The organism is Streptomyces tardus, from assembly GCF_018101125.2.
Lineage (GTDB): Bacteria > Actinomycetota > Actinomycetes > Streptomycetales > Streptomycetaceae > Streptomyces > Streptomyces tardus.
On sequence record NZ_JAELVF020000003.1, the window covers coordinates 133,936 to 150,874 of the forward strand.

The 16,939-nt window shown below is 69.5% G+C and carries 11 protein-coding genes and 2 pseudogenes; 6 read left to right on the top strand and 7 right to left on the bottom strand.

The window, feature by feature from the left end; genetic code table 11:
- Window positions 1-45: 45 nt before the first annotated feature.
- From JGS22_RS22635 to JGS22_RS22655, 5 genes and pseudogenes are all read left to right on the top strand, one after another.
- Complete coding sequence (locus tag JGS22_RS22635) at window positions 46-843, top strand: DUF3710 domain-containing protein (RefSeq protein WP_211041401.1); 798 nt, start codon at window positions 46-48, stop codon at window positions 841-843.
- A 244-nt stretch (window positions 844-1,087) separates the two neighbouring features.
- A pseudogene (locus tag JGS22_RS22640) lies at window positions 1,088-3,577 on the top strand (ATP-binding protein); the annotation flags it as partial.
- Window positions 3,578-3,837: 260 nt separating this feature from the next.
- Entirely contained in the window at window positions 3,838-4,566 is a 729-nt protein-coding gene (locus JGS22_RS22645; RefSeq protein ID WP_308405852.1) for a response regulator, read from the top strand.
- A gap of 170 nt (window positions 4,567-4,736) precedes the next feature.
- Entirely contained in the window at window positions 4,737-5,138 is a 402-nt protein-coding gene (locus JGS22_RS22650) for an OB-fold nucleic acid binding domain-containing protein (RefSeq protein WP_211041403.1), read from the top strand.
- Between the two features lie 3 nt (window positions 5,139-5,141).
- Window positions 5,142-5,933, top strand: a complete 792-nt coding sequence (locus JGS22_RS22655; RefSeq protein ID WP_211041404.1) for a DUF3159 domain-containing protein — start codon at window positions 5,142-5,144, stop codon at window positions 5,931-5,933.
- A 429-nt stretch (window positions 5,934-6,362) separates the two neighbouring features.
- Here the strand turns inward: JGS22_RS22655 and JGS22_RS22660 are convergent, their stop codons facing one another.
- The 5 genes and pseudogenes from JGS22_RS22660 to JGS22_RS22680 form a co-directional block, all read right to left on the bottom strand.
- Window positions 6,363-7,589 (bottom strand): MalY/PatB family protein, encoded by a 1,227-nt coding sequence (locus JGS22_RS22660; RefSeq protein ID WP_211041405.1) that lies wholly within the window; start codon window positions 7,587-7,589, stop codon window positions 6,363-6,365.
- A 386-nt stretch (window positions 7,590-7,975) separates the two neighbouring features.
- A complete protein-coding gene (locus JGS22_RS22665; protein ID WP_211041406.1) occupies window positions 7,976-8,659 on the bottom strand; it encodes a potassium channel family protein in 684 nt (227 codons plus the stop codon).
- An 83-nt stretch (window positions 8,660-8,742) separates the two neighbouring features.
- Window positions 8,743-9,402 (bottom strand): annotated as a pseudogene (locus tag JGS22_RS22670) (potassium channel family protein); the annotation flags it as partial.
- 436 nt (window positions 9,403-9,838) lie between these two features.
- The gene (locus JGS22_RS22675) at window positions 9,839-10,744 is read right to left on the bottom strand and encodes a hypothetical protein (protein WP_211041408.1); all 906 of its coding nucleotides are present in this window, start codon (window positions 10,742-10,744) and stop codon (window positions 9,839-9,841) included.
- Between the two features lie 181 nt (window positions 10,745-10,925).
- Complete coding sequence (locus JGS22_RS22680; protein ID WP_211041409.1) at window positions 10,926-12,095, bottom strand: S1 family peptidase; 1,170 nt, start codon at window positions 12,093-12,095, stop codon at window positions 10,926-10,928.
- Between the two features lie 1,089 nt (window positions 12,096-13,184).
- On the opposite strand from JGS22_RS22680, the gene JGS22_RS22685 reads away from it, so the two are divergent.
- On the top strand, window positions 13,185-14,273 hold the full coding sequence (locus tag JGS22_RS22685; protein ID WP_211043833.1) for an IS630 family transposase: 1,089 nt from the start codon (window positions 13,185-13,187) through the stop codon (window positions 14,271-14,273).
- A gap of 651 nt (window positions 14,274-14,924) precedes the next feature.
- On the opposite strand, the gene JGS22_RS22690 is transcribed toward JGS22_RS22685, so the two are convergent.
- Entirely contained in the window at window positions 14,925-15,470 is a 546-nt protein-coding gene (locus tag JGS22_RS22690) for a HEAT repeat domain-containing protein (protein ID WP_211043739.1), read from the bottom strand.
- Between the two features lie 25 nt (window positions 15,471-15,495).
- Window positions 15,496-16,939, bottom strand: a 1,444-nt coding sequence (locus JGS22_RS22695) for an RHS repeat domain-containing protein (protein ID WP_308405853.1), incomplete at its 5' end; no start/stop codon positions are given.

The following is a 16,939-nucleotide window of genomic DNA, read 5'->3' on the forward strand; positions in this document are numbered from 1 at the left end:
CTGCGGTCGGTGCGGACAAGAGCACCGACCTGAAGGGACAGTGACGTGTTCGGACGTCGTCGTAAGCGGGACGAGAAGCCCAAGGGTGTCGAGGACGACATCGAGACCGGTGAGGATGCCGTCGAGGACGCCGACGCAGAGGGCTCCGCGGACGCCGAGGAGACCTCCGCGGAGGTGACCAGGTCGAAGCTGCCGCCGGCCCCCCGCCCGGACGGCCCCTGGGACCATTCCGAGGTCGGCGACCCCACCAAGGGCCGGGTCGACCTCGGCGGGCTCTTCGTGCCCGGCGTCGAGGGCATGGAGCTGCGGGTCGAGGTCGCCGGGGACGCGATCGTCGCCGCGACCGTCGTCCTCAAGGACAGCGCGATCCAGCTCCAGGCGTTCGCCGCGCCCAAGCGCGAGGGCATCTGGGACGAGATCCGCGAGGAGATCTCCTCCGGCATCACCAAGCAGGGCGGTGTCATCGACGAGACCGAGGGCACTCTCGGCTGGGAGCTGCGGGCCCAGGTGCCGGTGCAGCTGCCCGACGGCAAGAACGGCGTGCAGGTCGTCCGCTTCGTCGGCGTCGACGGCCCGCGCTGGTTCCTGCGCGGTGTGATCTCCGGCCAGGGCGCGGTCCAGCCCGAGGGTGCGGGGCTGCTCGAGCAGATCTTCCAGGACACGGTCGTCGTGCGCGGCGACGCCCCGATGGCACCCCGCGACCCGATCGTCCTGAAGCTGCCGGAGGACGCCCAGATGGTGCCCGACGGCGTCAAGCAGGACGAGACGACGGAGCAGGGCTCCCGGTTCGCCGGCGGCATCGAGAAGCTGCAGCGCGGCCCCGAGGTCACCGAGGTCCGCTGAGCCCTCGCCGCGAACCGGGGCGGGCCCGTAAGGGCTCCCGTCCGGTCGCCCGGCCGCTCGACACGAAGGGCCGCCGCCGGTTTCCGTACCGGAAGGCGGCCCTTCGCCGTGTCCCGGAACGCCCTTGCGAGCGGGCCGATTCGGCACCGCGCCCGCGGTCACCGACCCTTCGTGCGCACGGTCGCCGTTCGTCACCGAAAGTGAACGGCGCCGATCGCCCGCCGCTTCACCGAGAATGGACGACATGGCACAACGCGGAACGCTGCGCGTCTACCTCGGTGCGGCACCCGGCGTGGGCAAGACCCACGCCATGCTCTCCGAGGGACACCGCCGCGCGGCCAGGGGCACGGACGTCGTCGTCGGCTGCGTGGAGGCGTACGGACGTCCCCGTACGGAGGCGCAGCTCGACGGCCTGGAGGTGCTGCCGCGGGTCGGCGGCGCGGAGGGCGCCGAGATGGACACCGACGCCGTGCTGCGGCGCGCGCCCTCGGTGGTCCTGATCGACGAGCTCGCCCACACCAACGCCCCCGACTCCCGGCACGAGAAGCGCTGGCAGGACATCGAGGAGCTGCTGGAAGCCGGCATCGACGTGATCTCCACGGTGAACATCCAGCACCTGGAGTCCCTCGGCGACGTCGTGGAGTCCATCACCGGCGTCCGCGAGCCGGAGAGCGTGCCCGACGAGGTGGTGCGCCGCGCGGAGCAGGTCGAGCTCGTCGACATGACGCCCCAGGCGCTGCGCCGCCGCATGGCGCACGGCAACGTCTACAGCCCGGAGAAGGTCGACGCCGCCCTCTCCAACTACTTCCGGCCCGGCAACCTCACCGCCCTGCGCGAACTGGCGCTGCTGTGGACCGCCGACCGGGCCGATGAGTACCTCCTGCAGTACCGCTCCGAACACTCCATCCGCACCACCTGGCAGGCCCGTGAACGGATCGTCATCGCGCTCACCGGCGGACCCGAGGGCCGTACGCTCATCCGGCGCGCGGCGCGGATGGCGGCCAAGGCCTCCGGCAGCGAGCTGCTGGCCGTCTACATCGCCCGTTCCGACGGGCTGACCGCCGCCTCCCCGAAGGAGCTGGCGCTCCAGCGGACCCTGGTGGAGAACCTCGGCGGCACCTTCCACCACGTCATCGGCGACGACATTCCGGCTGCGCTGCTGGACTTCGCCCGGGGTGTCAACGCCACTCAGATCGTGCTCGGTTCGAGCCGTCGCAAGAGCTGGCAGTACATCTTCGGCCCCGGTGTCGGGGCGACCGTGGCGAGCGAGTCCGGGCCCGATCTGGACGTGCACATCGTGACGCACGAGGAGGTCGCAAGGGGCCGCGGACTGCCCGTCGCCCACGGGGCGCTGCTCAGCACCTCGCGGGTCTTCAGCGGCTGGGTCGTCGCGGTCGCCGTACCGCTGCTGCTGACCCTGCTGCTGACCGAGCTCGACCCGACCGTCGGCTTCACCAACACCGTGCTGCTCTTCCTCGCGGTCTCCGTGGTCGCCGGCTTCCTCGGCGGCGTACTGCCCGCGCTCGCCTCCGCCGCGCTCTGCTCGGCGCTGCTGCACCGCTATTTCGTCGAGCCGGTCAACAGCTGGCGCATCGCCGAGTCGCAGTACGTCATCACCATCGCGAGCTTCTTCGCGGCCTCCGCCGCTGTCGCGCTCGTCGTCAACTTCGCGCTGCGCCGTGCCCGGCAGGCGGCCAGGCTGCGCGCCGAGTCGCAGATTCTGGCGATGCTCGCGGGCGGAGTGCTGCGCGGTGGCGACTCGCTGGAGGCGCTGCTCGGCCAGGTCAAGGAGACCTTCGCGATGGAGGCCGTGGCGCTGCTGGAGCGCACCGAGGAGCACGGCCCGTGGACCTGCGCGGGCAGCGTCGGCACACCGGCCGGCGGGCAGCCGCTGACCAGGCCGGAGGACGGCGAGGCGGACATGCCCGTCGGCGACCAGATGATGCTGGTCCTCTCCGGACGGGTGCTGCCGGCCTCCGACCGGCGGGTGCTCGCCGCGTTCGCCGCCCAGGCCGTCGGCGTACTGGACCGCCAGCGGCTCCAGCGCGAGGCCGACCAGGCGCGGACGCTCGCCGAGGGCAACCGCATCCGCACGGCGCTGCTGGCCGCCGTCAGCCACGACCTGCGCACCCCCCTCGCAGCGATCAAGGCGGCGGTGACCTCGCTGCGTTCGGACGACGTCGCCTGGTCGCCGGAGGACGAGGCGGACCTGCTGGAGGCCATCGAGGACGGCGCCGACCGGCTCGACCACCTGGTCGGCAACCTGCTGGACATGTCCCGCCTCCAGACCGGCACCGTCACCCCGCTGATCCGCCGCACCAACCTCGACGAGGTCGTACCGAAGGCGCTGAGCGGAGTGCCGGAGGGCAGCGTGCGGCTGGACATCCCCGAGTGGTTGCCGCTGGTCGCCGTCGACCCCGGGCTGCTGGAGCGCTCGGTCGCCAACATCGTGGAGAACGCGGTCAAGTACAGCCCGTCGCAGACCCCGGTGAAGGTCTCGGCCAGCGTCCTGCGCGACCGGCTGGAGATCAGGGTCACCGACCGCGGCCCCGGAGTGCCGGACAGCGAGAAGGAGCGGATCTTCGAACCGTTCCAACGGCTTGGCGACGCCCCGCGCGGTGCGGGCGTGGGGCTGGGTCTCGCGGTCGCCCGAGGCTTCGCGGAGGCCATGGGGGGCAGCCTTGAGGCGGAGGACACTCCGGGAGGCGGGATGACGATGGTGCTCACCCTGCGCACCGGCGGGGACAGTCCGCTCACCTACGCCGACCTCGCCGAGGAGGCCCGCGCCGCCCAGGAAGCAGCACCTGCCGGCGGCGGCACGGGCGTCGGCGTCGCGGGCGGCGGACTCGCGGGCGGCGGCGGGCCGGCGGGGAGCGGGCCGGCGCCCGGCGTCGCGCCGACCGGGGACGCCGCAACCAGCACCATGCCGACCGGAACCCCAGCCGCCACCGCGACCGGAACCGACAGCTCCACCAGCGCCAGGGAGGCCGCCGAGTGAGCCCAGCCCGTCGTACGTCGCGCCCGCCGAAGGAGCCGCCGAAGCACCGGGTGCTGGTGGTCGACGACGAGCCCCAGATCGTCCGCGCCCTCGCCATCAACCTCCGCGCCCGCAACTACGAGGTCGACTCGGCCCACGACGGCGCCACCGCACTGCGCACCGCCGCCGACCGCCGCCCCGACGTGATCGTCCTCGACCTCGGCCTGCCGGACATGGACGGCGTCGAGGTGATCAAGGGCGTACGCGCCTGGGGCCGGGTGCCGATCCTGGTGCTCTCCGCCCGCCAGACCTCCGACGAGAAGGTCAAGGCGCTGGACGCCGGCGCCGACGACTACGTCACCAAGCCCTTCGGCATGGACGAGCTCCTCGCCCGCCTCCGCGCCGCCGTACGACGTGCCGAGCCCGCGCCGCCGACCGCCGAGCCGGTGGTGCTCCAGGCCGAGGGACTGAGCATCGACCTGGGGGCGAAGAAGGTGCGGCGGGACGGCAAGGACGTACGGCTGACGCCCACCGAATGGCATCTGCTGGAGGTGCTGGTCAGCCAGAGCGGGCGGTTGATCAGCCAGAAGCAGCTGCTCAAGGAGGTGTGGGGGCCCAGCTACCAGAAGGAGACCAACTATCTTCGGGTCTACATGGCCCAGCTGCGCCGCAAGCTGGAGGCGGACCCCTCCCACCCCCGGCACTTCATCACCGAACCCGGCATGGGCTACCGCTTCGAGGGCTGAGCGCACCGGGCTGTTTCCGACCCGAACCGGCCTCTCCGCCGAACCGGCCTCCCCGCCCAACCGGTCAGCCCGTCGCCCGGCCTTCCGCACGACCAGCCGGACGGCCCCTCGAACACGGGCCCGGCAGTCGCCGCGCGGGCGGGAACCGGAGCACGGGTAGGCTGGCAGGCATGGGCAGCGTCAACGCCTCCGGCAAGAGCTCGGGTCCGATACGTCGGCTGCTCTCCCGGCTATCCCCCCACGACGAACGTCCGCACAGCTGTCCCGAGCCCCGGGGCGCGGAGGCGGGGCGCGACTGCACGCCGATCGGTGCGTGCGGCGATCGGCAGATCGTGAAGGTGATCGGGACGCTCCGCACCGTTACACTCCGTGCCCGGGCCGGAGTGCCCGCGCTGGAGGCGGAGTTGTCCGACGGTTCCGCCTCGCTGTCGGTGGTCTGGCTGGGCCGCCGCGACATCGCGGGCATCGAGCCGGGCACGGCGCTGATCGCCTCGGGACGGATCGCGATGCATCACGGTCGACCGGTGCTGTTCAACCCCAAGTACGAACTGCTACCACCGGGACAGGAGTAACGGGTGACCCCACTCGACAAGCCCACCGCGGACGCGGAGGCACCGGCCGCCGACACCGAGGTGACCAAGGCCGCCTTCCTCGAGGCGTTCGGCGGCGTGCGCGGCATGGTGGAGACCACCGTGCCCGGCCTCGTCTTCGTCCTGTGCTACACGATCACCCGGGACATCCACACCGCCGCGATCGCGGCACTCGCCCTCTCCGGTGTCATGGCGCTGGTACGGCTCGCCCGCAAGGACACCGTCAAACACGCCTTCAGCGGCGTCTTCGGCGTCGGCATCGGCGCGGTCTTCGCGATGATGTCCGGCGACGCCAAGAATTTCTATCTGCCCGGGATGCTCTACACCCTGGGGCTGGCCGTCGCCTACATCCTCAGCTCGCTGGTCGGCTGGCCGCTGCTCGGACTGATCCTCGGCCCGCTCTTCCGCGAGAACCTCTCCTGGCGCACCCGCAACCCCGGTCGCAAACGCGCCTACACCAAGGCCAGTTACTCCTGGGGCTTCGTGCTGCTGGCGAAGTCCTGCATCACCTTCCCCATCTACTTCTGGGGCGACGCCACCCAGCTCGGCTGGCTGCGCGTGGCGCTGGGCATCCCGCCGTTCCTCCTCTGCGTCTACCTCACCTGGATCTTCCTCGCGAAGGCCCCCGCCCCCATCGACGTCATCGCCGAGATGGAGGCCGAGGAGCGCGCCGAACGCGAGGCGGAGCAGGCCGGAGAGCCCGGCAGCACCGAGCCCGCCGGCCCGACCGGACCTGCCGCGCAGGCAGCCGCCGAGGAGGAGCGCCGTACGCCCTGACCCGGCACGACGCACTCGCCGAGCCCCGCCACCCGACCCGGGTGGCGGGGCTCGGACGTTGTCGGGCCCCGAGCCGGCCGGCCACCGGCGCCGACGACCGGGCGTGAGCGTGGGGACCGCGCCGCGGGTCTGCTCGGGACCGCTTGTGCGGACGGCCCGTTGATCGGCGGCGGCCACCCGCACGCGCCGCCTTCAGCGCTCTCGTTGGCCACTCCCGCGCGCGCTGTCCCGGGGCTGGAACCCGCCAACCGGGCGGCTGCCGATGCGGGACGACGACGCCGTGCCCGGTCCGGTCGGCCCGCTCCGGCTGCCACACCTCGCACGCTCCCGGCCCACTCCTACGCTCACCGGCCCACCAGCCGCCTGCCCGGTCCGCCGCACTCGTCGTCTGCCCTCACGAGCCAATCGCCCGGACCACACCGGCCGCTCTCACCGCCTACCGCGGGCGACTTCGCCCATGCGTCGTACCGCTTCGACGAGGATCGCGGAGGAGGTGCCGAAGTTGAGCCGGGCGTGACCCCTTCCTCCGCTGCCGAAGGCCGGCCCCGAGCTCAGCGCCACCCGGGCGCGCTGGAGGAAAGCAGCTGCCGGCCCGGCGATGGCCGTCACGTCCCCGGTCGCCGCCGCCGGACCTCCGGCGCTCTCCGGCACGCCGCCGTCGTCCTCCAGACCGAGTGCCGTGCAGTCCAGCCACGCCAGGTAACTGGCCTCGGGCGGCAGCCACGAGACATCCGGCAGGTGCTCGGCGAGGAGTTCGCCGAGCAGATCGCGGTTGGCGGCGATGCCCCGCAGCGCCGCGTCGAGCCAGTCGCCGCCGTCCCGAAGTGCCGCCGTGTGAGCAATCGCGGCGACGTGGCTCGGCCCGTGGCCGACCTCCTCGGGCAGCCGGGACAGATCGGCCCCGGCACCCGAACCGGCGGTCGCCACCGCGCACTTGAGGCCCGCGAGGTTCCACGCCTTGGAGGCCGACATCAGCGAGAACCCGCGCCCGGCCCCGTCCACGCTCAGGTACGGCGTGAACCGTGCTCCGGGCAGGACCAGCGGCGCATGGATCTCGTCCGCCACCACCCGCACCCCGTACCGCTCGGCGAGCTGCGCGACGCGCTCCAGCTCGGCGCGGGTGTGCACGGTCCCGGTCGGGTTGTGCGGGTTGCACAGCAGGTACGCGGCGGCTCCCACACCGCCCGTACCCGCGAACGCCTCCTCCAGCGTCTCGGCGTCGACACGTCCCGTGGACGTCAGGGGAGCTTCGACGATCCGGCGGCCCATGTGCTCCACGAAGGAGTAGAACGGCGGGTACACCGGGCAGTTGACCACCACCGTCCCGCCCGGCTCGGTGACCAGGCGCAGCATCTCCACGACGCCCAGCATCACGTCCGGGACGAGCGCGGTGCGCCCCACGTCCAGTCCGTCCCAGGCCCACCGATCGGACGCGAACTCCGCCAGCGCCTCGGCGTACCCGGTACCCGCCGGATAGCCGGTGTCGCCGCGCGCGACCGCCTCCGTGACGGCGCGGACGACGGGTTCGGCGAGGACGACGTCCATCTCCGCGACCCACAGCGGCAGCACGTCGTCGCCGTGGGCGCGCCACTTCATGCTGGAGCGCCTGCGCAGCTCCTGGAGGGACAGCTGCTCGAACGGGTTCTCGGTGGTCATCGGCGGCGACTCCCGGGGAGTTGGGTCGGCGGTGCGTGGGACGACAGCGGCTCCGGTCCGGCCCAGCGTCTCCCGGTCCTTCCGCCGACACCACCCCGCCGACAGCGCCCGCGTACCGCACCCATGACGGTGCGCGCGTACCGCACACGACGGTGTGCCCGTCACGCAGGGCGCTGGGCGACTGGACGCGTAGCCCATCGCACTGCCACGCACCTCACCCGCCGCCGAGCCCGCGCCCGCCGAGCTCGACCGACGTCGTCCCCGCCCGCACCCGCGGTCGTACCACCGGCGCCGGTGAGCAGCCCGCAGCCGCCGAAGCGCGCGCCGCGGTACGGCCGTTCGTCCTCCGAACCCACCCGCGCGGGCCCGTTGCGCGCGGTACCGGGTCACTTGCCCCGGGCGGGACCCTGGGGGCGGACGGAGAACATCTCCTCCAGCTCCTCCTCGCGTTCCTGGGTGGTGACGAAGAGCAGTTCGTCGCCGTCCTCCAGCACGTCCTCATCGCTGGGCGCGATCACGCGGGTGCCGCGGACGATCGTGACGAGTGTGGTGTCCTGCGGCCATGTCACGTCGCCGGACCGCACTCCCACCAGTTCGGCCTCCGGGGGGAGGGTGATCTCCACGAGGTTGGCCTCGCCCTGGCTGAAGCGCATCAGCCGCACCAGATCGCCGACGCTCACCGCCTCCTCCACCAGCGCGGACATCAGCCGCGGTGTCGACACCGCGACGTCGACGCCCCATGCCTCGGTGAACAGCCATTCGTTGCGCGGGTCGTTGACGCGGGCGACGACCCGGGGCACGCCGTACTCGGTCTTGGCGAGCAGCGAGACGACGAGATTGGCCTTGTCGTCGCCGGTGGCGGCGATCACGACGTTGCAGCGCTGTATCCCGGCGTCGTCGAGCGAGGAGATCTCGCAGGCGTCCGCGAGCAGCCACTCGGCGCGCGGCACCACCTCGACCTTTATCGCCTTCGGGGACTTGTCGACGAGCAGTACCTCGTGGTCGCTGTCCAGCAGCTCGTCGGCGATGGACCGGCCCACCGCGCCGGCACCGGCGATCGCGATCCTCATTCGACTGCCCCCGATCCGCTCGACCCGCCCGCCGCGCCCGGCCGGCCGGCGCTCCCGGAACCGCCCGACCTGCTAGCCCCGCTCGCACCGCTCGGCCCGCCCGCGAAGACGGCCTCGACGTCGCCCATGTCGGCGACCCGCATCATCACCTGGATCAGATCCCCGTCCTGCACGACCGTCTGCGCGTTGGGCAGCATCGGCTCGCCGGCGCGGTTGACGAACGCCACCCGCGCCCCCGACTCCTCCTGCAACCTGCTCACCAGCTGACCGACCCAGGCGGGGGAGAAGGCGACCTCGGCGAGCTGCATCTCACCGGTGGCGTCCCGCCACAGCGGTTCGGCGCCGGTCGGCAGCAGCCTGCGCAGCATCTGGTCGGCCGTCCAGCGCACCGTGGCGACGGTCGGGATGCCGAGCCGCTGGTACACCTCGGCTCTGCGCGGGTCGTAGATACGGGCCGCGACGTTCTCCACGCCGAACATCTCGCGGGCGACCCGCGCCGCGATGATGTTGGAGTTGTCGCCGCTGCTCACCGCGGCGAACGCCCCGGCCTCCTCGATACCCGCCTCCCGGAGGGTGTCCCGGTCGAAACCCATACCGGTCACCCGCCGACCGGCGAACCACGGACCGAGCCGCCGGAACGCGGCGGAGTCGCGATCGATGACCGCGACGCCGTACCCCCGCTTTTCCAGAGTCCTGGCCAGGGCGGCGCCGACGCGCCCGCACCCCATGATGACGATGTGCATGAGGCCGCTACCTCGCACCTTCCGCGCCGCACTGACCACCGGGCCCACCCCGGCAGCCCACCGGGGCCGAACCCGGCGGTGCGGCACACGCTACTCCTCGCCCCACCGGCCTCGGCGGTGACCAACCGGTGCGCCTGAGATGCACCGCTTCATCGCCTTGTGTCTCGTCGAGGCGTACGGAGAAGGGGCCGCCTGCGTGCGCTTCCCCCGCGCACCGGGCAGCTCCGGAGGCCGCCCTGTCGGCGGTCCCCGGGGCTTGAGCCGCCCGTCCGGCCTGACGCCGCCCCCCTGACGGGAGCCGCCTCCCGTCCCCGCGTCCCCTGCGCCGCCCCGGTGGACGCCCCCGCCGCGTCGTTCCGTCACCGGGCGGACCGGTCGTCCGCCGTCGGGCTGCCCGCACGCCGGAGCCGCCCGTACGCCCCGCGCGCCCGCCGTCTCAGTCCTCGCTGCCGGGCCAGCTCCACGAGATGCCGTGGAAGCCGAGCGCCCGCACGCTGGGCAGCAGATGGGCGGTGTGTGAGGCGTCGATGGCGATCCGGCGCACCTGTTCGCGCGCGGAGTTGACCCTGGGCTGGTGGAACCGGTGGCAGTTGGTCGGTATCGCGTCCGGGTGGAAGCGGGCGACCAGCATCAGATCGCGCAGCCCGTGCCGCACTGCGCGCTGGAGCGTGGTGGAGGGCAACTGCGGGTCGGTGAACCGCAGTTCGTACTCGACGTAGACGGTCGTACCGCTGCGCATCGGCCGGTCCAGCAGGATCTCGACCACCACGAAGCTCGACTGCGGCTCGTGGCGCACCTGTCCCAGCCGCCCGCTGTGGACGACGACGTCGATCGGTCCCGCGTTCGGATCGTCCAGGCTGTGGAGGGCGACGACGCGGTCGACGCCGTCCTCCAGGACCTGGAAGACCTGGCTCGCCTGGATGCGGTGGATGGCGCGGTTGCGGCCGAGCCAGACGAAGTCGCGGGTGCTCAGGCCGCGCAGCCCGGAGTTGAAGTTGGGGAAGTCCTCGCCGAGCGCGCGCTCGTGGAGCGAGTCGGTCCCGTAGATCTGGCGGATGGCGGCGACGTTCTCGGCGCGGCCCACCGTCTTGCCGCGCGGCCGGTGCGGCTCGATGAGGGCGCGCAGGCTCTCCGGCGGCAGCTTGAGTATGGATTCCAACTCGCTGACAGCGCGGAGGGATTCGGCGCGTTCGGGCTGGCTGCGGCCACGCTGCCAGTAGCTGAGGGTCGAGGGGCTGAGGCGTATGCCGCGCTCGGCGAGTCTGCTGCACAGTCGGTCGAGGGGAAGCCCGCGTCTTGTTACTGCGTCGCGCAGGGCCACCGCGAAGCTGGAGTCGGTCATGTTCTTCTCCACGGCGTGTTCTGTGGGGGGTCTGCTGGTCGGGCAGACATGTGTACCTTCCAGGACGCTCGGAACGCGGTTCGCGTTCAGCGGGTCGGCGGAAATACGCAGCGGCCGAGGGCCGCACCCTCCGTGCGGACAGGTGCGGCCCTCGGCCCGGTGCTCGCCAGGAGCGCGCGGATCAAACGGTGTTGAGCGTCAGACCGTAGTGCTCCAGGGTGTCGTCCAGCGGCTGGAAGTACGAGCTGCCGGTGTCGTCGACCCCGCCGCAGGTCTGCCCCATCGGGCCGCCGGAGGTCATGCCCTGCGCCTGGCTGCCGGATATGTACGCGCCGCCGCTGTCGCCGCCCTCGGTGCAGACGGTCGAGCGGCCGAGGCCGGTGACGACGGTGTCCGGGCCGCCACTGGGGTCGGTGTAGGTGACGGTCACGTCGTACTCCTGGACCTTGCCGCAGGTCCAGCCGGTGGTGGCGCCGCCCTTGCACAGGTCCGCGCCGGGCAGGGCACGCTCGCCGCCCTGGACCGAGACGGAGCCGTTGCCGTAGGTGTCGACGTCGGTGGAGATCGAGGCGCCGGACTCCAGCGCCGCGATGCCCATGTCGACGCTGTCGGTGCCGATCGCGAACCGCGTGTCCTCGGCGGTCGCGAACTGGCCGCCGTTGTTGAGGAGTTGGTCGCCCTCCCCGATGCAGTGGCCGGCGGTGACGAGGAAGTCCTTGCCGCTGTCGTCCTTCGCCCCGTAGCCCACCGAGCAGTAACCGCCGCTGCCGGAGTAGGTCATCTTCGAACCGGGCAGCACCGACTGCTGGAAGGTGACGGGCTTCTCGCCCTTCACCACGTTCACCGCGCCCTCGTACTTCGACGCCGCCTTCAGGAAGCCCTTGGCCGCCTTCGTACCGGCGTCGGCCACGCGGATCTCGACCTTGCCGGCCTCCACGTCCACGCTCCAGGACGTCACACCTTCGGGTGTGATCTCCGAAGCCCGCTCGTCCAGCGCCTTCTTGATGCGCTCCAGCTTCTCGGCGCGGTGGTCCGGCGTACGGGCGGTGAGGCCCGCGTTCCTCACCTCGGCCGCGTCCGCCTTGTCACCGACGTTCACCACGAGGGCGGCGTCGGCGTCGAAGAAGGCGCTGTCGACCTTCACGCCGTCCTTGCGAAGCTTCTCCAACGCGCCCTGCTGGTCGGCCTGTCGGTCCAGCCGGTCCGCCGCGTCCGCCCGGCTGATGTCCAGGGAGGCCGCCAGGGTCTTGAGCATCTGCGGGTCGTAGGTGTCGGCCGAACCACTGGGCGCGGCCTGCGCCGCCGCCACTCCCGACACTGACAGCAACGCGCCTGCGACAGTCGCTGCCATGAGAGATCTGCGAGAAGTCACCGTGCTTCCTTTCGGTCGCAGGGCAGACAACCTGCGCGGCCGAAGACGTGATGGGGGTGTCTTCTCGCCTGCCCTGACGGCGCCTTGGGGGAGGTCGCCGTGAGAGCAAACTCTGTTGTTGACGACACCGGTGCGGCAAGACCGTTCGAGGCAGGGGTTCTTGACAGTTATGCATGGCAACTGTTGATCGATGCAGCCAACCGCGGTGCCGGCGCGGGCAACCCAGTCGGTCAGCCAGGCAGGACGCCGGATGTGTCCGAGACTGAAGCCGCGTGGCACGTACCTTGCCTTCGCCAACGCGAAGCCGCCCCGAAGCCGCGGAAAGCGCGCCCGAACACCGCAGTTGGCGCCGCCGAACCCGTCCCGACTCCCCACCGGGCTCGGACGGCACGGCACTCGACCCGCCGTCGAGACGAGCCGACATGATGATTCAGAAGCCAGGTCCAGATGAGTTTCGTTGGGCCCACTCCGTGCGCAGGTGATCGACTGAGATGGTGCGGACGAGCATCGAAACGCACCGCGCGCCAACAGGGACATGCGATCACATGTGTTCTCCATCGGCTCCCTGAGGAGCACGACGCCGACGTGTCCCACCAGATGGTCCGGCCTGACGTCACCGACCCGACCCTGAGAACCTCGCTGCCTCGGGTCGAGGCCCCCGGTTGCAGCCTTCGTGCCGCAGGCCCGCCTGCCCAGTCACCATGAGCCTGCTCGGTCATGAGGCGGAGGTCGATCTCGTCGACGTGAACTGCGCGCCGTGCCCGGCGACTTGGTGACCCGTTGACTGTTCTCGCTCCCTGCTCTGGGGCGGTGTCTCGCGAAGCAAGATCCGCTACGACAGGCAGAATCAGAATTTCGCGCGTGGTCAGGGAATGCTGAACCAGCCCGGGGGAGACCGAACTGCGGGGACCGGTGGGATCGCCCTCCGCTCGCCTTTCAGTGTCAAGAGCTCCTACCGCGGCCCAGGCGTCAAAGGCACTCAGGAGCAGGCACGGCGACGAGGACATGATCGGCGTCTTGCACTAGTGTTCTGAGTCGGTAGTTCTTTGGCGGTTGTAGGGTTGGGGCATGCCGGGCCCGAAGCCGTTGTCATTGGAGTTGTCCGAGCGTGAACGCCGTGTACTGCGGGGCTGGTTGCGCAAGCGGACCGCGGGGCAGGCCTTGGTGCTGCGCGCGAGGATCGTGCTGGCGTGCGCCGAGGGTCGCCCGAACGCGCGGGTCGCGCAGGAGCTCGGTATCTCGCGGGAGACGGTGCGCAAGTGGCGGTCCAGGTTCGCTGCCGACCGGCTTGAGGGGCTAATCGACGCTCCGCGTTCCGGTGCCCCGCGCCAGATCACGGACGAGCAGGTCGAGTCTCTGGTCGCCCGGACTCTTGACCAGGCACCGCCTTCGGGAGATTCGCACTGGTCGACGCGGTCGATGGCCCAGGCTGCGGGTATGTCGCAGTCGGCCGTGTCCCGGATCTGGCGGGCGTTCGGCCTCAAGCCGCACATTGTGCAGACCTGGAAGCTGTCCACCGACCCGCAGTTCGTGACCAAGGTCCGTGACGTGGTCGGCATCTACCTGTCCCCGCCGGCGAACGCCCTGGTCCTGGCCGTGGACGAGAAGTCACAGATCCAGGCCCTGGACCGAACTCAGCCCGTGCTGCCGCTGACACCGGGTACGCCGGCGCGGATGACGCACGACTACGTCCGGCACGGCACCACCAGCCTGTTCGCCGCCCTGGACATCGCCTCCGGCTCGGTCATAGCCCAGCACTACCGGCGCCATCGCCAACAGGAGTTCCTCCGCTTCCTGAAGACCATCGACGCCGCCGTACCCAAGGACCTGGACCTTCACCTGGTCTTGGACAACTACGCCACCCACAAGACCGAAGCGGTCAAGAAGTGGCTGCTGCGACACCCCCGCTTCCATCTGCACTTCACCCCCACCTCCGCCTCCTGGCTCAACCTCGTCGAGCGCTGGTTCGCCGAGCTGACCTGCCGCAAACTCCGCCGCTCGGCCCACCGCAGCGTCATCGAACTCGAACGAGACATCCGCGGCTGGATCAACGAGTGGAACAAGAACCCCAAACCGTTCGTGTGGACCAAGACCGCAGACGAGATCCTCAAAACCCTCGCCGCATACTGCACACGAACTACCGACTCAGGACACTAGGACCACTTCACACCAGTCGCGGAAATGATCACCTTCGCCGAGTCGAACGATTCGGTCGGCCGGTGGGAGCTGCGCGACGGGCGTCGCCGGACCAGAGCGCGGCCGTGAACCATGGACGAGCAGTTCGTATGCCGCAGCCTCTGCGGATCCCGCTATCGCAGGAGCGGTTCGAGGCAGGCCGACTGCCCATCCCTCGACTTCGTTTCTCCAGTACTCTGGTCTCTTGCTTTCCAGGATTCTCTTGGAACTCCACTCATCCCAAACCCAATTGGGTTCAATGAGCTCGCTGGAAAGATCATGCCCTGAGCTGCTCCTTGATGAACAGCAATGCATCCAGAGCCCCGGAATGATACGAATCTTTGCTTGAGCTGCAGCCCCTCTCGGAGAGAGTCGCGCAGAGCTGCGCCGTCTTTAAGCCTGCCGAACCGGGAAAGCGCAAAGAACACCCCCCCCTTGCCAATATGGCGCAACATGCCGGGCGCGAGCCGATCGTGCACGCTGATCTCTGCTCCAGTGATGCGGCCACACAGACTGCTCGCTGCAGTCGACACGACCTGCCCTCGCTGCTACTGCACTCAATCCGAGCAGACGGCTGAATGTCACGCCGATCACGGACGAACGATCATGACGCGAAAACCATCTTCGTGAACCTCAGGTCTCTCTTCTGTGAACTGGGCCAGTCATCAAGTCTTCGTCGAATCCGAGTTCTTCCTCAATCTCCAGTGCGAGCGCGGCATGCCAACGGAGCAGATTTGGGTTGTCTCCCAGTGCAATACCTTCGAGAGTGGCACGGGCTTCGTTGGTATCGATAATCGCGAGAGCGTTGATGCACTTAAGGCAGAGGGATTGATCGATTTCATCTCCTTGGGCCCTTGAGTTCAGTAGCAGCGCAACGGGCGCGACTGCCTTGGCCGATTCAAGCTCACCCAAAATCTCTACGATGTCCTCCAGGAGATACCCCTCCTCTCGATTCTCGATGATCGGGATAAGTACCTCCGCCATGCCGGGTGGATTGAGGTAGACGGCGAAATTTGCCAGCGTGTGAAATTTTAGAGTATCCCCACTGTTCCTTGCCTCTGTGAGCCAGTCGACAATTCTCTCGCGCGTTGTTGGAATTGCATCGAGTGCTTCCTGTGTGTTGGTCGGTTTCAACTTTCGGGTTGTGATCATTCGTACGAGAAGATCGCTATCGTTCATGGGGTGGATTTTAGCACACGGGAAGTTACAGCATTTCGTAGGTCACTCCTCCGATCCTCTCGTTGAATATGTCGGCGGATCCTGGACGCAGGCCAAAATTCAATCCAAACCGTTCTTGCTTTACGTGAATATGATCCTTGCTTCCGTTTAGTTCGTCCAGCTCGATTCCGTGCCTCTCCAGTACGGTGTCTCTGTTTTTGCCTGACCCTCTGCCGGCGGCCAGTAGTGCTTCTCTGGTTCCATGTGTCATTTCGTAGCGCACTAGCACTTGGTACTGTTCTCCTTTTCGTCCTTTCATTTTTCGGGTATTGTAAAGAAGGGTGTCAATGTAATCTTTCTCCTGTGTTACGAAATTTTCTGTGCCTTTGACGGTGATTTCGCCGTTGGGTCCGAGTTGCTCAAACTCCTTCAACGACATCATCCGATAGAAAATCTCGCAGGGTGCGAGGCCGAGGGGGTCGTAGTGGCGGTGGTGGTTGTAGTGGAGGGCGGTTTCGGGGTCGGCGTATTGGCCGGGGAAGCGGAGTGGGGTGTGAGCGGTGGCGTCGCGGTTCCAGGTGGTGGTGCCCCAGAGGGTGGTGCGTGCGTAGGCGGCGATGTGGCCGGTGTGGTCGATGAGTTCGGTGGGTGTGCCGACGAGGTCGGTGATGATGGCGAAGAAGCGGGAGTCGTATTCGCTCTGGGTGCGGGGTTTGCGTTCGAGTTGGGTCAGGGGGCGGTGGCCCTGGTGGTCCCAGGTGAGGGTGACGCCGGTGGTGGTGTCGGTCTGTTCGGCGAGGCGGGTGCCGTCCCAGGTGAAGAGGGTGGAGGACACCGTGGTCGTACGGTCTTGGGGCCATTGGTGTTTGGCGGTGCGGCGGCCGAGGGGGTCGTAGGTGTAGGTCCAGAGGGTGCCGTCGGGGGTGGTGCAGGTGGTGAGTTGGTCTTCGGCGTTGTAGGTGTAGCGCCAGATGTCGGGTTTGCGGGAGAGGCGGGTCTTGCGGCGGACGGTGGTGCGTCCTGCGGCGTCGTGGGTGTAGCGGATGCGGCCGGCGTGTTGGATGCGGGTGCCGACGTAGGTGCGGTTGCCTCGGGCGGCGCGGTTGGGGGTGCGGTCGGGCCAGTCGGCGTGAGTTTGGTTGCCGGCGGTGTCGTAGGCGTAGGTCTCGGACCAGTTCTCGGCGGTGACGGTGAGGGGGCGGCCGACGGTGTCGAGTTGGTAGTGGGTGGTGTCGCCGGTGTGGTGGTCGGTGGTGGCGGTGAGGTGGCCGTCGGCGCGGTAGGTGTGGGAGCGGTGGCGCAGGGTGTGGTCGCCTGCGCCGAGGGCCTGTTCGGTGAGGCGACCGAGGGGGTCCCAGGTGTGGGTGAGAGTGACGGGGGCGAGGTCGGCGGATGCGGCGTCGAGGGTGCGGGTGGTTTCGCGGCCCAATTCGTCGTGGGTGAAGGTGAGTTGGTGGCCTTCGGTGGTGAGGGTGGTGCGGTTGCCGGCG

What these genes read in the sequence shown, in the direction of transcription:
- JGS22_RS22690 (WP_211043739.1), bottom strand. Translation starts at nt 15,470, where the DNA reads ATGAACGATAGCGATCTTCTCGTACGAATGATCACAACCCGAAAGTTG.
- JGS22_RS22660 (WP_211041405.1), bottom strand. Translation starts at nt 7,589, where the DNA reads ATGACCACCGAGAACCCGTTCGAGCAGCTGTCCCTCCAGGAGCTGCGC.
- JGS22_RS22680 (WP_211041409.1), bottom strand. Translation starts at nt 12,095, where the DNA reads ATGGCAGCGACTGTCGCAGGCGCGTTGCTGTCAGTGTCGGGAGTGGCG.
- JGS22_RS22685 (WP_211043833.1), top strand. Translation starts at nt 13,185, where the DNA reads ATGCCGGGCCCGAAGCCGTTGTCATTGGAGTTGTCCGAGCGTGAACGC.
- JGS22_RS22675 (WP_211041408.1), bottom strand. Translation starts at nt 10,744, where the DNA reads ATGACCGACTCCAGCTTCGCGGTGGCCCTGCGCGACGCAGTAACAAGA.
- JGS22_RS22650 (WP_211041403.1), top strand. Translation starts at nt 4,737, where the DNA reads ATGGGCAGCGTCAACGCCTCCGGCAAGAGCTCGGGTCCGATACGTCGG.
- JGS22_RS22665 (WP_211041406.1), bottom strand. Translation starts at nt 8,659, where the DNA reads ATGAGGATCGCGATCGCCGGTGCCGGCGCGGTGGGCCGGTCCATCGCC.